A 14,518-nucleotide genomic window follows, 5' to 3' on the forward strand; every position below is an offset into this window, starting at 1 on the left:
CGCGGGGTAAGGTCCCCGATAGCCACCGTACGTAGGGAGTTCACGCATGCCTGAATCGAGCACGGTCACCGGTGCCGTCGACCCGGCGACGCCGGTCCTCGTGGGAGTCGGCCAGGCCGCCGAACGCCTCGACGACCCGGAGTACGCCGCTCTCGGTGAGGCCGATCTGGCGGCGCGCGCGGTGCTGGCGGCACTGGAGGACACCGGAGTTCCGACTGACCAGGTCGCCGCGGCGATCGACGTCGTCGCCGCGGTGCGCTCGTTCGAGAAGTCCAGCCCCGCCTCACACTCCCCGTTCGGGCGACCCGACAACATGCCGCGCGCGGTCGCCGGCCGTACCGGCCTGGATCCGCGACATGCCGTCGAGGAAGTGACCGGCGGGCAGAGCCCGCAGCATCTGGTCAACGAGTTCGGCGCCCAGATCGCCGCGGGCGCGGCCGAGGCCGTCGTGCTGTTCGGGGCCGAGGTGATGTCCACGGTCCGAAACGCGGTGACCTCCACCGACCCCAACCCCGACTACAGCGAACAGGTCGGCGGGCAGTTGGAGGACCGCGGCTTCGGCATCGCCGGAATGATCTCCGTGGAAGAGGTCAAGCACGGCGTCGTGCAACCCACTCCGCAGTACGCGCTGCTGGAGAATGCGCGCCGGCACCGGCTGGGACTGTCCCGCGGGGACTACGCGCGGCAGATGGGCGAACTGTTCGCCCCGATGACCGCGGTGGCCGCGCAGAACCCGTACGCCGCTGCGCCCCGCGAACACACCGCGGCCGAGTTGGCGCAGGCCGGCGCGGACAACCGCGTCGTGGCGGTGCCGTACACCCGGCGCCTGATCGCACGCGATCACGTGAACCAGGCGGCCGCGGTCGTGATGATGTCCGTGCGCGCCGCGACGGCCGCCGGAATCGATCCGGACCGTTGGGTGTTCCTGCACGGGCATGCCGACACCGTCGAGCAGCCGCTGATGGCCCGGCCCGAGTTGTCGCAGGCACCGTCGCAGGCGGCTGCCCTGTACGAAGCGCTGGCCATGGCGGGCATCGACATCGACGACGTCTCCGCCTTCGACCTCTACAGCTGCTTCCCGATCGCCGTGTCCACCGTGGCGGACGCCCTGGGCCTGGCCGCGGACGATCCGCGCGGCCTCACCGCGACCGGCGGCCTCCCCTACTTCGGCGGGCCCGGCAACAACTACTCGATGCACGGCATCGCCGAGATCGCGCAACGCGTGCGCCACGCCCCCGGCTCGTTCGGGATGGTGACCGCCAACGGCGGCATGCTGAGCAAGCTCTCGGTCGGCATCTACTCGACCACCCCGGTCCCGTGGCGCCCGTCGACGTCGGCGCGTGTGCAGGCCGAACTGGATCGGCGCGAACGCGTGGCGCTCTGCCGCTTCCCGGACGGTCCGGGCGTGATCGAAACGTTCACCGTGATCGATCCCGATCGAGACTCGCGGTCGGGCATCATCATCGGCCGCACCGCGGACGGTGCCCGGTTCATCGGCACCGCCGACCCGCAGGACCCGGTGCTGTTCGAGCGGTTGCTCGGTGAGGACGAGCCGATCGGCACGCAGGTCTGGGTCCGCTCCAGCGCGGAACGCAACATCGTCACCGCCGACGAGGCCACGATGGACCGGCTGCATCCGCGCCGTCCGGTCGGCTTCCGCGACTCCTATGACGACGTGCTCGTGCGCCGCGACGGTCGCATTCTGGAGATCGTCATCAACCGGCCGGATTCCCGGAACTCGCTGAGTCCCAGAACCAACCGCGAGCTCGACGAAATCTTCGACGCCTACTTCGCCGACCCGGATCTGTGGGTCGCGATTCTGACGGGGGCCGGTGACAAAGCCTTCTCGTCCGGCAACGACCTCGCGGCCGGTGCCGGCGGCGGCCTGGCGACGCCGGCCAACGGTTTCGGCGGTCTCACCTCGCGACGGGACAAGCCCAAGCCGATCATCGCCGCGGTCAACGGCTTCGCGCTCGGCGGCGGACTCGAGGTGGCGATGGCGTGCCACCTGATCGTCGCCGACGAGGAAGCGAGCTTCGGTCTGCCCGAGGTGAAGGTGGGGTTGGTGGCCGCCGCCGGTGGCCTGGTGCGGCTCCCGCGGGCCGTGCCCGAGGCTCTGGCTCGCGACATGATCCTGACCGGTCGACGCGTGAGCGCGGACGAGGCGCTCACCTACGGTCTGGTGTCGCGGGTCGCGCCACCCGGCGAGGTGCTCGCCCTGGCCCGCGAGGTGGCCGAGCAGGTGCTGGCCGCCTCCCCCACCGCCGTCCGCGCCTCGATCTCGGTGATGGCCGACTCCGACCCGAAGGCCGACACGGTGCAGGCCGTCCAGGACAGCCTGTCGGTTCTGGACCGGGTACTGGTCAGCTCCGACACCCGCGAAGGCATCATGGCATTCGCGGAGAAGCGGGAGCCGCGCTGGACCGGCCGCTGACCGCCGATCTCTGCACACCACAGCGAGGGCCGGGTAGCGTCGGAGGCACCACCTTCCGGTGGTCGACCCGCAAGGGCCGAACCGTGAAGCACACGAGGAGGACCGATGGGAATTTCCGACGACGCACAGAACAAGGCCGACGACCTGAAGGGCCGCGCCAAGGAGGCCGGCGGCGCGCTGACCGGTGACGAGGATCTGAAGCAGGAAGGCAAGGCCGATCAGGGGATCGCCGCCGCCCGCGAGAAGGTCACCGAGGCCGCCGATAAGGTCAAAGAAGGAATCGACTCGGTGAAGGACAAGCTCACCGGGCGCTGAGCAGGACCGGCCACGCTGCCCGTCCTTTCCGGAAGGAACTCCCATGACCGACAACGAGCCGTTCGGGCCCGGTGACGACGAGTTCGACCGCTTCGCCCGCGAAGTCGGCGACGGACTCAAGGATCTGATCGGGAAGTTCCTCGCCGGCCAGGGCGGGCAGATGGCGTGGTCGACGCTGTCCGATGCCGCGACCCGGCCCCGGCCCCGGCGCGAACCACAGCCGCGCCCCGAGTCGGTGGCGGTGAACGCCGACGCCACCAGCGGCGTGTGGGCGATCGTCATCTTCGACGCGTCCGGGCCGACGGTCGAGCAGATCTTCCCCACCGAACTCGAGGCGCTACGCGCCCACCAGCACAACACCGAGCCCGATCACCGCGTCCGTTTCCTGCCCTACGGGATCCCGGTCAGCGCCCTCGACAGTGACTGAGTGAGACGTGGAGTGGCACCTCGACGTGATCGCCAGCGGCAAGGGCCCACTGCTGCTGAGCTTCTGCGCCTTCGTGCTCACTTTCCTGATCACGCGCACCATCACCCGGCTGATCCGCGCCGGTAAAGGCCCGTTCCGCAACATGTCCGCGGGCGGCGTGCATCTGCATCATTCGACCCCGGGCCTGATCATGCTGATCATCGGCGCGTTCACCGCCCTCGGCGCCCCGCCGCACACGCCCTGGCCGTACGTGGCGGCCACCCTGATCGGCTCCGGCGCCTCCCTGGTGCTCGACGAGTTCGCCATGATCTTCCGCCTGCAGAACGTGTACTGGACGCAGGAGGGGCAGCTCTCGGTCAACATGGTGACCCTGGCAGCGGCCTGCATCGGGCTCGCCCTGGTCGGCTTCTCCCCGGCGCGAGTACCCGAGCTGAGCGATGCTGAGACCACGGCGCGCTGGGTGGTGGCGTGCGCGCTGGTGGTGCACTTCGGGGTCGTGGTGGTCACCGGACTCAAAGGCAAGTACGCGACGTTGATCATCGGCCTGTTCCTCAGCCCGGTCGCGTGGGTCGGGGCGCTCCGGCTGGCCCGTCCCACCTCGCCGTGGGCCCGCTGGTTCTACGACGGGCACCGGCAGGGCCGTGCTGAGGCTCGCGAGGACCGCTTCGACAGCCGCTGGGGCGGATTGCGCAGCCGCTGGGACGACTTCATCGGCGGCGCCCCCACCGGCGCTGCTCCCCTGGACGCCCCCGGCTCCGCACCGGACGCCGAGCCGGTGCCGCCGGTGTCCGATGCGTCCGCGGGATGACTGTCAGGCGAGTCCGGCGTCATGCATCAGGATGGCCACCTGCACGCGGTTGGCGACGTCGAGCTTGGTGAAGATGCGGGAGATGTGCGCCTTGACCGTCGGCACGCTCATGTAGAGCTCGCCGCCGATCTCCGCGTTCGACGCACCTCTGGCCAGGCAGACCGCGACCTCGCGTTCCCGGGCGGTGAGCGTCTCGACGGAGCGCCGGGCCGCGGTGGTGCGATCACTGTCGCGGCCGTCGACCACCTGCTTGATCAGTGCTGCGGTGACCGACGGACTCAGGGCGGGCCGGCCGTCCAGCACCGTCTCGATGGCGTCGACGATCTGCTCCGGCGGAGTGTCCTTGAGCAGGAACCCGTCGGCGCCGACCGCCAGGGCCCGCACCACGTAGTCGTCGGCGTCGAACGTGGTCAGCACGATCACCGCGGGAGCCCGCTCGGCCCCTTTGAGAGCGGCCGTCGCGTCGATTCCGTCCATCACCGGCATCCGCAGATCCATCAGCACCAGGTCGATCGGCGCCTCGGCGCATCGCTCCAGTGCTTCGCGGCCATTCGCGGCCTCGGCGGCTACCTCCAGGCCGCGATGACCGCCGAGGAGAAGTCGCAGACCTGAGCGGACCAGGGGATCGTCGTCGACGAGGAGCAGCCGTGCAGTCATAGGTGCCACGGTAGCCACACGTTGAGGGCGAATATGCCGTCGGCACCGACGCCCGCGGACTGCCTGCCACCACTGAGTTCCACTCGTTCGGCCAGCCCGACCAGACCGAAACCGCTGGCGGGAGGATCCACGGCCACCGCCGACCTGGGCGAGAGCCCGTTGCGCACGCGCAGGTTCACGCCCTCCTGGGGCTCCCCGGTCACCCGCACCCGCACGACAGCGGTGGGCGCATGCTTGCGCGCATTGGTGAGCCCTTCCTGAAGGCACCGGTAGAGGGTTCGCGCCAGCCCGGCGGGCAGCTCTGCCGGTGTCAGTTCGGCGTCGTACTCGATCCGCATTCCGGTGCGGCGGTTCTCCTCGACCAGCTCCCGCAGGTCCATCGCCGCCTGGGGCTGCTCGGGCGCCGCATCCCCGGGCCCCTCGCGCAGCACGCCGAGCACCTCACGCAGCTCGGTGAGCGCCTGCCGGGAGGTTTCTGCGATGACTCCCGCGGTCTCCCGCAGCTGCTCCGGCGTCAGATCGTCCCGATAGGTGAGTGCGCCCGCGTGCATGTTCACCGTCGAGATCCGGTGCGCGAGCACGTCGTGCATCTCCCGGGCGATTCGGGCGCGCTCCGCCGATCGGGCTTCGCCCACCTTGGCGTGCTGCTGTGCCTCGGCGAGACGAGCGCGCGCCTGCCAGCTGGCCAGCAGCTCACGCCGCGAACCGATGTACATGCCGAGCGCCACCATCAGGCAGATCAGGACGGCGATCATTCCGAGGTCGACGAGCGTGAACGGCGGCAGCTCCGGCTGCCGGAAGTAGCGCTCGGTGAACACCGCGACAGCGAACGCCAGCAGCGCCTGCGGGATGATCTCCACCCAGCGGCGGCGCGTGCACAGTGACACCATCGCCAGCATGGCCGGACCGGCCGAACTGAGCGAGATCAGCCCGGCCAGATTGGTCGCGGTGGCCACCACGACCGGATGGGTTCGCCGCCACCAGACGGCGATGCAACAGGCCAGCCCGACGGCCAGGTCGACGAAGAACCACCAGCGCACCTGATCGAACTGATGGCTCGCCCGGGTGCCCCAGACCATCGCCGAAACAGCGAGCACCAGCCCCAGCCGGTAGGCATGACCCCACCAGGAGATCGGGGGCTGATAGTCCTCGGGGCGCACCCTCCCACCGTAGGCGGCGCAGGGCCGTCGCACCTCGGCCGCTGGTCGGCGCCTGCCCCCTACTTTCGTAGGGGGTGATCGTCGACCCACGCCCGATGTGCGGGCATGGGTCGCGCCGCCATGATCATTGGCATGATCACCGTCGAGAACCTCACCAAACGCTACGGCGACTACACGGCTGTCGACGACGTCTCCTTCGTCTGCCGCCCCGGCCAGGTGACCGGCTTCCTCGGCCCGAACGGGGCGGGCAAGTCGACCACCATGCGGATCATCGCCGGGCTGACGCCGGAGACGTCCGGGACCGCACTGGTCGGCGGCCGCCGCTATCGGGACATCCCCAATCCCGCGACGCAGGTGGGGGTGTTGCTGGATGCCTCCGCACAGCACGCCGGCCGCACCGGTCGCGAGATCCTTCGGCTGAGCGCGATGACCATGGGCCTGCCGATGCGGCGCGTCGACGAAGCGCTGGCGATGGTGAGCCTGACCGACGAGGAGTCCGGGCGGCGGGTGCGCAACTACTCGCTCGGCATGCGCCAGCGCCTCGGCATTGCGAACGCCCTTCTCGGCGACCCGCAGATGCTGATCCTCGACGAACCCGCCAACGGACTCGATCCGGCCGGCATCCACTGGATGCGCACTCTGTTGCGCGACTACGCCGACCGCGGCGGCACCGTTCTGCTCTCGTCGCACCTGCTGCACGAGATCGAGATCGTCGCCGACGACATCGTCGTGATCGGGCACGGCCGGATCGTCGCTCAGGGCACCAAGCAAGAACTGCTCGCCGGTGCCGGGACTCGCGTGATCTCCACGAACGACGAGGCTCTCGGGCAGGCGCTCTACGAGGCCGGCCTGCATGCGGCGCCCGCCGCCGATGGCGGTTTCACCGTCGACGCCGCACCGGTCGATGTCGGCGCCGTGGCCCTGGAACGGCGAATTCAGCTGATCGAGCTCCGGCCCGGCGACGGCGCGCGACTCGAGGAGATGTTCCTTCAGCTCACCCAGCGAACCCAACGCGATCAGCGTCCCGCGCCGGACGCCCTGTCCTTCGGAGGCCAGTCATGACCGTTCTCACCGACAGCACCGCCAATCGGAACACCGATGCGCCACCCATCCCGCTGGAACGTCTCATCAAGGTGGAGTTGCGCAAGCTCGTCGACACCCGCGCCGGGTTCTGGCTCACCGCCTCGATCGCGCTCATCGCGGCGATCGTCATGGTGGTGATGCTGATCAGCGCCCGCAACCACCCCGAAGATCTGTCGTTCAGCGCGTTCTTCGGCTCGATGAACATCCCGACCGGGATCATTCTGCCGATCATGGCGATCCTGCTGGTCACCAGTGAATGGAGTCAGCGGAACGGGCTCACGACGTTCACCATGGAGCCCCGGCGCGACCGGATCATCCTGGCCAAGCTCGGAGCGTCACTGATCGCCGTGGTCGGCGCCGTCTTGGTGGCACTGCTGCTGGGCGCGGTCGGCACCGCGGTGGCCGGGCTGATCTACGGAGACCCGGCCGGCTCGTGGTCGTTCACCGGCGCGAATCTGGTGAACTCGCTGGTCCTGCAGGTCTTCGGGGTGCTGTTGGGCTTCGGCTTCGCCGCGCTGATCCTGAACACACCGGGCGCCATCGTCGCGTACTTCGCCTTGCCGTCGGCGCTCAGCCTGCTGGCCGGCCTGGTCCCGGCATTCGGCGATCACATCGGCGAGTGGATCGACACTGCACGCACGAACGAGGCGTTCATGTCATCGGAATGGGCCTCACCCGGTGAATGGGCGCGGCTACTGGTCTCCGGAGCCATCTGGATCGGGATTCCGCTCGGTCTCGGCATCCTCCGAATCCTGCGCGCCGAGGTCAAATAGCCTCAGCGCGCAACGCGAACGCCGCACCCCGCTTTCTCCCTCGGGGTGCGGCTTTCGCGGTTCTGCCGCTGTTTCTGGGGCTCAGCCGTGCAGCGAGGCCAGCGCCTTGTCGGCGTGCACCGACATGTTGGTCTCCGAGGCGATCACCTCGGCGACGGTGCCGTCGGCGCGAATCGCGAACGTGGTGCGCTTGGTCGGCATTCCCACCGCTTTCAGCAGCGAACCACGTTGCACGCCATAGGCTTTCGCGACCTCTCCGTCGACATCAGACAGAAGCGGATAATCCAGACCGTGCTCGTCGGTCCACCGTCCCTGCTTCTCCACGTCGTCGCGGCTGATGCCGATGCGCTGCACTCCGGCAGCAGCGAACTCGGCACCGAGGTCGCGGAAGTGACAGGCCTCCTTGGTGCAGCCGGGGGTGAACGCGGCCGGGTAGAAGAAGAGCACGACGGGGCCGTCGTTCAGCAGTTCGGAGAGACGGCGCGTCGTGCCCGTCTGGTCGGGAAGCGCGAAATCGGGGGCCTTGTCACCGGGTTTCATCCGTCCAGTCTGCCGTAGAATCGGGATATGAGCACTGACGCCAGCGGTCTGCAGCGAGTGCTGCGAAGTCCGGAGCTTTACTACCTGGCCGCGGCCGGACAGGCTGCCGATGCGGCCGCCTGTGTGAAGCCGATCGACTACATCCGCCGTTGCCTGGACGATGTGGGCTTCCCCGCGGAGGGGCGCTGGATCTTTCCCATCATCAAGGGCGCCTCGGCGGTCGGGCTGGCAAGTGCGCGCCTGTCTCCCGGCCTGGCCCGGCTGACCGCGGTGATGCTCACCCTGTATTTCTCGCTGGCAGTCGGCTCTCACCTGCGCGCCCGCGATCTGCGTCTCAACTTCGCCGCTGCAACCTCGCTGCTCGCCTTCTACAGCGCACTCGCGGTCACCGGTCCTCCCACACCGGCGAACGCTTCTCCAGGAACGCGGTGATCCCTTCCTGGGCATCGTGCATCACGGCGTTGGCGGCCATCGTGGTCGTCATCATCCGGTAGGCCTCGCGTTCGCTGACGTCGACCTGGTCGTAGAAGGCACGCTTGCCGATGGCGAGCGTCGCACTGCTGGAGGCCGCGATCGCACCGGCGAGCTCGGCGACCGTCTGGGCGAGTTCGTCGGCCGGCACCACGTCATTGATCAGTCCCCAGTCGGCGGCGGTCGCGGCGTCGATCATGTCGCCGGTGAGCAGCATCTTCATGGCCCGCTTGCGGCCGACGGCGCGCGTCAGGGGGACCATCGGTGTCGAGCAGAACAGGCCGATCTTGACGCCCGGAGTGCCGAATCTGGCGTCGTCGGCGGCGACGGCCAAGTCGCAGGTCGCCACCAGTTGACAGCCTGCGGCCAGTGCCATGCCCTGCACCTGTGCGATCACCGGCTGCCGGACCTCGTGCACGGTGGTCATCAGTTCCGAGCAGGCGGCGAAGACCACCTGTTCGTCCTCGAGGGTGGCACCGACGACTTCGGTGAGATCGTGCCCGGCCGAGAACGCCGGCCCTTCGGCGGCGATGACGATCACTCGCACCCGCGGGTCGTCGCTCATCTCGCGGAGGAGTCGGGTGATCTTCTGCATCGTCTTCCGCGAAAGCGGATTTCGGCGCTGTGCTTCGCGGAGAGTGATGGTGCCGATCGGCTCGATGATCTCCGCCGACACCGCGGTGATGGTTTCGCTCATGGGTCCATTGTCTCGCGATCGGACGCATTCAGGCGCCCGATTCGGCTATCGTCCCGCCCGGCAACACCGCGACAACGGCAAGGCGGCGGCCCACTATGAAATTCTCAAACAACGCACCGCACCGGACAGCGTGTCCGGCACGACTATTCGGTTGGTCTCACAGCGCCCGGATCCGTAGCGGTCCGGCAGTTCTCGTCAGGCGGTCAGGTGGCGGCAGGTCAGATCTGTAGAAGTCTCAGTGCTCAGGCGGCGGCGGTCGGCAGACAGGTCAGTGTTCGCCGCCCGTGCGAGCGCAACGGCTCACGGATCCGGTTCGGGTGCTCGGGGTCGACCGGAGGCAGGAACCAGGGGTGGCCGTCGCGTTCGATGAACACTTCCCATCCGCTGTGATGGATCAGCGTGTGATGGCGCCGGCACAACAACACCCCGTTGCCCAGACAGGTGTCGCCGCCGTGTTCCCAGTGCTCGACATGATGGGCATCGCACCACCCCACCGCCGCCCCGCACCCGGGAAACGCGCACCCGCGGTCCCGGATGGCCAGGGCTTTGCGGATCCCCACCGGAAACAACCGGTTGTCCCGTCCCACGCTCAACGGAACACCTTCCCCATCGATCAGAGCCGCGCACACCGAGGCGTCACACATCACCAACTCCGCGGTACGCGCCGAGACCGGCCCGGTGAACCCCAGCGCCGGCACCCGTGCCAACTCCGCCTCAAGGTCCACGGGCACCATCACCGTCGCCTCCCCGGCCTGTTCCCGGTCGAGGATCGGCCGGCCGTTCCGGGTCACCCACGCGGGCACCACCAGACTGACGTGCGGCAACACCCCTCCGGAGACGGGCCGCTCACTGCCGGCCAGATACGTGCGCACCATTTGCGCCAACGCGTCGGCACGGCGTCGTTCGGCCGACCTCCTGTCCGGGGATCCGTCGGGTTCGGGGACCGGGCGGCACAACGGATCCAGCGCCGCATGCAGTTCTTCTCCGGCCACGACGTCCAAGTCGACGGTGACGCTGACCCTCCCGTCCTCCCCCTGCACGACCGTCATCTCGTTCAAGTCAATGTTCTCGGCCACCGGCACCGCCTCGCCCTCGTCGTCGGGTTCTGCCGGGGTCAGGCGCAGGGCCCAGGCTCGGGCCTTCTCATCAACCTTCGCGGGAGTGGTCTGCACCATCAACGAGGCCAGCACCCGCGCCTGATCGGCTTCGGGTACGTCGATGCGGCGGGCCACGTACTCCAGACCGCGCACCACCGCATCACCGAGCTCGGCCGGCACCGCCCCATCCCGCATCCCCCGGGCCACCTGCGGCACCGCCGCCACTGCCCTGCCCAGCCGGACCACCCGGTGCGCCGACCCGGGCACCATCCCGAGCTCCATCAGCAGATTCGCGCCCGAGCGCACCCGCTTGCGCCCCGGCACTCCTGTCCGCTCCGCCGTCTCGATCCCGCGCACCAGGGCGTGGTCGACGATGTTTCGCAACCGGATCAAACCGGCCATCACCGCCAGAAGCTCCCGATCGTCGTCGACCGGACGCACCCCCTCCAGGAACGCAGCCAGCCCACCGCCGTCATCACCGTCATCCGGCGGGCTGGTGAGGTCATCGGCCAGCCGGTCGGCGAACGCGGTCAAGTGCTGTGAATTCACTTCTCGATCCCCCGAACGAGTCACTCGTGAACACCGTTCACGCTGGTCGAGCCCCAGATCCTCGCGGAACCGGCGACCACTCAGCCATTCGAACTGGTGTTCTATTCTTAATGTAACCCCGGCCTCCGACAAACCCTGATCCGGCGGCCGGGCCGGAGTCTTTATCGTGGGGAGCATGGCCACCACGACCCGGTTCCGCTGGTTGTGGTGGGTGGTCGCCTACGTGTCGCTGGGGCTCGGGCTGGTGGGGATCGTCGTGCCGGTTCTCCCGACGGTGCCGTTCATTCTGCTGGCCGCGTTCGCGGCGGCGCGGGGATCGGAGAAGCTGCATGCCCGGTTGCTCAGCGACTCCCGCCTGGGGCCGATGTTCCTCGAATGGCAAGAGCACGGCGCGATCAGCAGGCGCGCGAAGATCCTCGCCACCGTCATGATGGCCTTCTGCGCGATACTGCTGTTCGTGATCACGCCGAAACTGTGGGTGCCGATCGCGGTCACGGTGATCATGGCGACCGTGTGCACGTGGTTGTGGCTGCGGCCCGAACCGGACGGCCACTGACGTCACAGGGCGCGTTTGAGCCCCACGTGATCGGCGCCGTAGCCGAGTCGCCCGTAGAAGGCACGGGCCCGGTCGCGAGCTTCGTCGGTGGTCACCTGGGTGAGGGTCGCACCGTGGGCACGACCGTGGTCGTGCGCCCACTCCAGCATCGCGGTACCGAGCCCTCCGGACCGCTCACTCGCGGCCACCCGCAACCCCTCCACCTGAAGCCGCGTGGTTCCACTCCGCGTCAGCCCGGGGAGAACGGTCAACTGCATGGTGCCCACGATCCGGTCACCGTCGTCACGCACCACCGCCAGGTAGTGCGACCGGTCCCGGGCGACGACGTCGAACGCCGCCTCGTACGGCGCATACTCGTCCACTTCGCGGGTGCGGCCGATCTCGTCGTCGGCCAGCAACGCGACGATCGCCGGCACGTCGCCGCGCCGGGCCCGCTCGACGCGGAAGCTCCGCGCACCGACGGCCAACTGCGCCCCCACCGATGAGCGCGCCCCCGCCTGCAGCCGGGCGACCAGCAGATCCAGCCACGCTCCGACGTTGGCCCGGGCTTCGGCGGTGTCCGGATACCGGCAGCGCAGGTGCAGCCCCGTCCCGTCGAGGATGAACCACAGCATCACCCCGTCGGTCCGGATCGTCGCCCCCACGTACTGCGCATCCAGGCCCACCGCGTCGACCCGGACCGGGAGCCGGCGCAGATCCAGCCAGGAGATGGCGAACATTCCGGGCGCCTCAGGCATGCCTCCCCACGGCGCCAGTACGTCCTCGAGCGGCCACGACCCCAGATCCACCGCCTCCCGGACCGACGCGGCGGCCGCCACCGGATCCGGCGTCAACGACTCGAGCACCGAGTTGGTGATGAACCAGCCGACGGAGTCGTGCCAGGTGGCGTCGTAGCGGCTGTGCACCGGAAACACCGCCCGCAGCGGGGCGCAGGAGAGCTCGCGGGTCACGTCGGTCATCGCCGCCACCGCCAGTGCCAGTGTGGAGACGCCGTCCCCTCGCGCCTGCGCGGAGAACGCCGCGCTGTCGTCGACGTCGAACACGTCACGGATCTCGACCCGCTCCAGTTGCACCTCGGCCGCCCCCAACGGCAGCGGGAACCGCGGCATCACCCCACCGCTGTCGGCGAGGATCTCCGCCCACCGCGCGCGGACGCGGTCCGGCGCCGCCGGCCGGGCGACGAGTGCCCGAGTGTGGTCGGCGAAGGGCGGGACCGGGCCGGCCGTCGGAGTGCGGCCGGCGCGGACATCGTCCAGCGCCGCCAGCAGATCGCGCAGGATCACCAGCATCGACCACATGTCGACGTGCGAATGATCGGCCGCGACCACCACCGTCGGGCCGGCCGCCGTCTCCAGGACGCAGAGCCGATGCGCCGGAGCCGAGTACGGCGAGCAGGAGCCGTCCAGGACGTCCCGGAGCGCATCGTTGACCGCTTGTCCCGGGCCGATCGAATGCTCGCGCCACGCCCCCTCGGAGACCTCGATCGCCTGCAGGCGGGGCTCGCCGTCGTCACCCGGCGAGAAGGCCGAGCGGAGCGTACCGTGGCGTGCGATCACCGTCAGCCAAGCCCGGGCGAGGTGATCACGGGGCACCGGCTCGGACAGGTGGAACGAGAGCGCCATCCACGACCCCGGCCGTTCCCCGGCACCGACGTGCCGACGCTGATCGAACGAGATCGGCAACTGCTCATCGGCCGGAGACACGGCGAGGTCGTAGCCGTACAACCGGCCGAACGGGAGGCGCAGGTGCGCGACGTTGGTGAGCCGCATGGCGGTAATCTAGCGACCCCGAGTTTCCGTCCTGTTACGTAAGGAATCAGCGATGACGATGTTCCCGGTGCCCGACGCCGAACTCGCATGGGAACTGAGCGACGAGGGCGGTCACCCGGTGGTGCAGCTTCACGGGCTCACCTCCAGCCGCGACCGCGACCGTGTCCTGGATCTGGACCTCGGCGTGGGCCTGTCGGGAACCCGGCTGCTGCGCTACGACGCCCGCGGTCACGGCCGGTCGACCGGCCGCCCCGAGCCGAGCGACTATTGCTGGCCGTATCTGGCCGACGACCTGCTCCTGCTGTTGGCCGATCGGTTCCCCGGAGAGTCGGTCTACGGTGTCGGCACCTCTATGGGCTGCGGAACCCTTCTGCACGCGGCTGTCCGCCGGCCGGAACTGTTCAGCGGCCTGACCGTGCTGCTGCCGCCCACCGCCTGGGATTCGCGACGCGGCCAGTCGCAGACCTACCTGGCCAACGCAGACCTGATCGAGGAGCAGGGGCTCGGCGCCTTCCTGGCCGCCGGCGCGGACGCGCCCCAGCCCCCGGCCACCGTCGGGCGCCCGGAGACCATGCCGGAGGTCGCCGATGATCTGCTGCCGTCGGTGTTCCGTGGCGCGTCGAGAAGTGATCTGCCCGATCCGGCCGAGCTCGCACGGGTGGACGTCCCGGTCCGGATACTCGCCTGGGTGGACGACCCGTCACACCCGATGTCCACGGCCGAGGCTCTCGCCGAACTACTCCCCCAGGCCGCGCTGACCGTCGCGCACACCCCCGACGACGTCAGACGCTGGCCGGCGATGCTCCACGACGACGTCGTCCGCTTCGGCTGAGCCGCGCGGCGATCTGGCACTGTGAACCGATGAGCGCCCCACGGATCACGATCACCTACTGCACCCAGTGCAACTGGCTGCTACGCGCCTCGTGGATGGCAGGCGAACTGCTCAACACCTTCGGCACCGAGCTCGGTTCGGTCACCCTGGTGCCCGGCACCGGGGGCGTCTTCCACATCGACGTCGACGGCCAGCAGATCTGGGAGCGTAAGCGCGACAACGGCTTCCCGGATGCCGCGGCCCTCAAGCGCGTGGTCCGGGACGTCGCCTTCCCGGACTGGAACCTGGGCCACGCCGACCAGAGCGCACCCGAGTAGCGCCGGGCGCCGCGACGACTCTGCCGCCGGGCT

General features: G+C 69.3%; 16 protein-coding genes. 10 read left to right on the forward strand and 6 right to left on the reverse strand.

Going from position 1 to position 14,518, the window contains the following annotated elements; genetic code table 11:
- Positions 1–46 precede the first annotated feature (46 nt).
- From ABD732_RS08290 to ABD732_RS08305, 4 genes are all read left to right on the forward strand, one after another.
- Positions 47–2,434, forward strand: coding sequence for an acetyl-CoA acetyltransferase (locus ABD732_RS08290; RefSeq protein WP_344782499.1), 2,388 nt, complete (start codon positions 47–49; stop codon positions 2,432–2,434).
- A 105-nt stretch (positions 2,435–2,539) separates the two neighbouring features.
- Positions 2,540–2,749, forward strand: a complete 210-nt coding sequence (locus ABD732_RS08295) for a CsbD family protein (protein ID WP_344782501.1) — start codon at positions 2,540–2,542, stop codon at positions 2,747–2,749.
- A 43-nt stretch (positions 2,750–2,792) separates the two neighbouring features.
- A complete protein-coding gene (locus ABD732_RS08300; RefSeq protein ID WP_344782503.1) occupies positions 2,793–3,176 on the forward strand; it encodes a hypothetical protein in 384 nt (127 codons plus the stop codon).
- A 7-nt stretch (positions 3,177–3,183) separates the two neighbouring features.
- Positions 3,184–3,984 carry a hypothetical protein gene (locus ABD732_RS08305; RefSeq protein ID WP_344782505.1) on the forward strand — a complete coding sequence of 267 codons (801 nt, stop codon included), beginning with the start codon at positions 3,184–3,186 and terminating at the stop codon, positions 3,982–3,984.
- A 3-nt stretch (positions 3,985–3,987) separates the two neighbouring features.
- On the opposite strand, the gene ABD732_RS08310 is transcribed toward ABD732_RS08305, so the two are convergent.
- Entirely contained in the window at positions 3,988–4,641 is a 654-nt protein-coding gene (locus ABD732_RS08310; protein ID WP_344782507.1) for a response regulator, read from the reverse strand.
- Complete coding sequence (locus ABD732_RS08315) at positions 4,638–5,801, reverse strand: sensor histidine kinase (RefSeq protein WP_344782509.1); 1,164 nt, start codon at positions 5,799–5,801, stop codon at positions 4,638–4,640. Before ABD732_RS08315 ends, ABD732_RS08310 begins: the two co-directional genes overlap by 4 nt.
- 132 nt (positions 5,802–5,933) lie before the next feature.
- On the opposite strand from ABD732_RS08315, the gene ABD732_RS08320 reads away from it, so the two are divergent.
- Both ABD732_RS08320 and ABD732_RS08325 read left to right on the forward strand, forming a co-directional pair.
- Positions 5,934–6,863, forward strand: a complete 930-nt coding sequence (locus tag ABD732_RS08320) for an ABC transporter ATP-binding protein (protein ID WP_344782511.1) — start codon at positions 5,934–5,936, stop codon at positions 6,861–6,863.
- A complete protein-coding gene (locus ABD732_RS08325) occupies positions 6,860–7,657 on the forward strand; it encodes an ABC transporter permease (protein WP_344782513.1) in 798 nt (265 codons plus the stop codon). Before ABD732_RS08320 ends, ABD732_RS08325 begins: the two co-directional genes overlap by 4 nt.
- Positions 7,658–7,738: 81 nt before the next feature.
- Here ABD732_RS08325 and ABD732_RS08330 read toward each other — a convergent pair whose 3' ends face one another.
- On the reverse strand, positions 7,739–8,197 hold the full coding sequence (locus tag ABD732_RS08330; protein ID WP_344782515.1) for a peroxiredoxin: 459 nt from the start codon (positions 8,195–8,197) through the stop codon (positions 7,739–7,741).
- A 27-nt stretch (positions 8,198–8,224) separates the two neighbouring features.
- Between ABD732_RS08330 and ABD732_RS08335 the strand changes: the two genes are divergently transcribed.
- Positions 8,225–8,629 carry a DoxX family protein gene (locus ABD732_RS08335; RefSeq protein ID WP_344782517.1) on the forward strand — a complete coding sequence of 135 codons (405 nt, stop codon included), beginning with the start codon at positions 8,225–8,227 and terminating at the stop codon, positions 8,627–8,629.
- On the opposite strand, the gene ABD732_RS08340 is transcribed toward ABD732_RS08335, so the two are convergent.
- Both ABD732_RS08340 and ABD732_RS08345 read right to left on the reverse strand, forming a co-directional pair.
- Positions 8,583–9,365: an enoyl-CoA hydratase gene (locus ABD732_RS08340; protein ID WP_344782519.1), complete on the reverse strand. Its 783-nt coding sequence runs from the start codon at positions 9,363–9,365 to the stop codon at positions 8,583–8,585. The genes ABD732_RS08335 and ABD732_RS08340 overlap by 47 nt on opposite strands.
- A 242-nt stretch (positions 9,366–9,607) precedes the next feature.
- Positions 9,608–11,011 carry an HNH endonuclease signature motif containing protein gene (locus ABD732_RS08345; RefSeq protein WP_344782521.1) on the reverse strand — a complete coding sequence of 468 codons (1,404 nt, stop codon included), beginning with the start codon at positions 11,009–11,011 and terminating at the stop codon, positions 9,608–9,610.
- Between the two features lie 175 nt (positions 11,012–11,186).
- Between ABD732_RS08345 and ABD732_RS08350 the strand changes: the two genes are divergently transcribed.
- Entirely contained in the window at positions 11,187–11,567 is a 381-nt protein-coding gene (locus tag ABD732_RS08350) for a YbaN family protein (protein WP_344782523.1), read from the forward strand.
- A gap of 2 nt (positions 11,568–11,569) precedes the next feature.
- Here the strand turns inward: ABD732_RS08350 and ABD732_RS08355 are convergent, their stop codons facing one another.
- Positions 11,570–13,336 carry a GNAT family N-acetyltransferase gene (locus tag ABD732_RS08355; RefSeq protein WP_344782525.1) on the reverse strand — a complete coding sequence of 589 codons (1,767 nt, stop codon included), beginning with the start codon at positions 13,334–13,336 and terminating at the stop codon, positions 11,570–11,572.
- A gap of 52 nt (positions 13,337–13,388) precedes the next feature.
- On the opposite strand from ABD732_RS08355, the gene ABD732_RS08360 reads away from it, so the two are divergent.
- Positions 13,389–14,168, forward strand: a complete 780-nt coding sequence (locus ABD732_RS08360; RefSeq protein ID WP_344782527.1) for an alpha/beta fold hydrolase — start codon at positions 13,389–13,391, stop codon at positions 14,166–14,168.
- A gap of 29 nt (positions 14,169–14,197) precedes the next feature.
- Positions 14,198–14,485 carry an Rdx family protein gene (locus ABD732_RS08365; RefSeq protein WP_344782528.1) on the forward strand — a complete coding sequence of 96 codons (288 nt, stop codon included), beginning with the start codon at positions 14,198–14,200 and terminating at the stop codon, positions 14,483–14,485.
- The last annotated feature ends 33 nt before the right edge of the window (positions 14,486–14,518 follow it).

It is taken from the genome of Gordonia caeni, from assembly GCF_039537105.1.
Lineage (GTDB): Bacteria > Actinomycetota > Actinomycetes > Mycobacteriales > Mycobacteriaceae > Gordonia > Gordonia caeni.

Bases quoted from the DNA above. Each gene is read 5' to 3' on its own strand.
- ABD732_RS08290 (WP_344782499.1), top strand. From the start codon at position 47: ATGCCTGAATCGAGCACGGTCACCGGTGCCGTCGACCCGGCGACGCCG.
- ABD732_RS08295 (WP_344782501.1), top strand. From the start codon at position 2,540: ATGGGAATTTCCGACGACGCACAGAACAAGGCCGACGACCTGAAGGGC.
- ABD732_RS08300 (WP_344782503.1), top strand. From the start codon at position 2,793: ATGACCGACAACGAGCCGTTCGGGCCCGGTGACGACGAGTTCGACCGC.
- ABD732_RS08310 (WP_344782507.1), bottom strand. From the start codon at position 4,641: ATGACTGCACGGCTGCTCCTCGTCGACGACGATCCCCTGGTCCGCTCA.
- ABD732_RS08320 (WP_344782511.1), top strand. From the start codon at position 5,934: ATGATCACCGTCGAGAACCTCACCAAACGCTACGGCGACTACACGGCT.
- ABD732_RS08325 (WP_344782513.1), top strand. From the start codon at position 6,860: ATGACCGTTCTCACCGACAGCACCGCCAATCGGAACACCGATGCGCCA.
- ABD732_RS08330 (WP_344782515.1), bottom strand. From the start codon at position 8,197: ATGAAACCCGGTGACAAGGCCCCCGATTTCGCGCTTCCCGACCAGACG.
- ABD732_RS08335 (WP_344782517.1), top strand. From the start codon at position 8,225: ATGAGCACTGACGCCAGCGGTCTGCAGCGAGTGCTGCGAAGTCCGGAG.
- ABD732_RS08340 (WP_344782519.1), bottom strand. From the start codon at position 9,365: ATGAGCGAAACCATCACCGCGGTGTCGGCGGAGATCATCGAGCCGATC.
- ABD732_RS08350 (WP_344782523.1), top strand. From the start codon at position 11,187: ATGGCCACCACGACCCGGTTCCGCTGGTTGTGGTGGGTGGTCGCCTAC.
- ABD732_RS08355 (WP_344782525.1), bottom strand. From the start codon at position 13,336: ATGCGGCTCACCAACGTCGCGCACCTGCGCCTCCCGTTCGGCCGGTTG.
- ABD732_RS08360 (WP_344782527.1), top strand. From the start codon at position 13,389: ATGACGATGTTCCCGGTGCCCGACGCCGAACTCGCATGGGAACTGAGC.
- ABD732_RS08365 (WP_344782528.1), top strand. From the start codon at position 14,198: ATGAGCGCCCCACGGATCACGATCACCTACTGCACCCAGTGCAACTGG.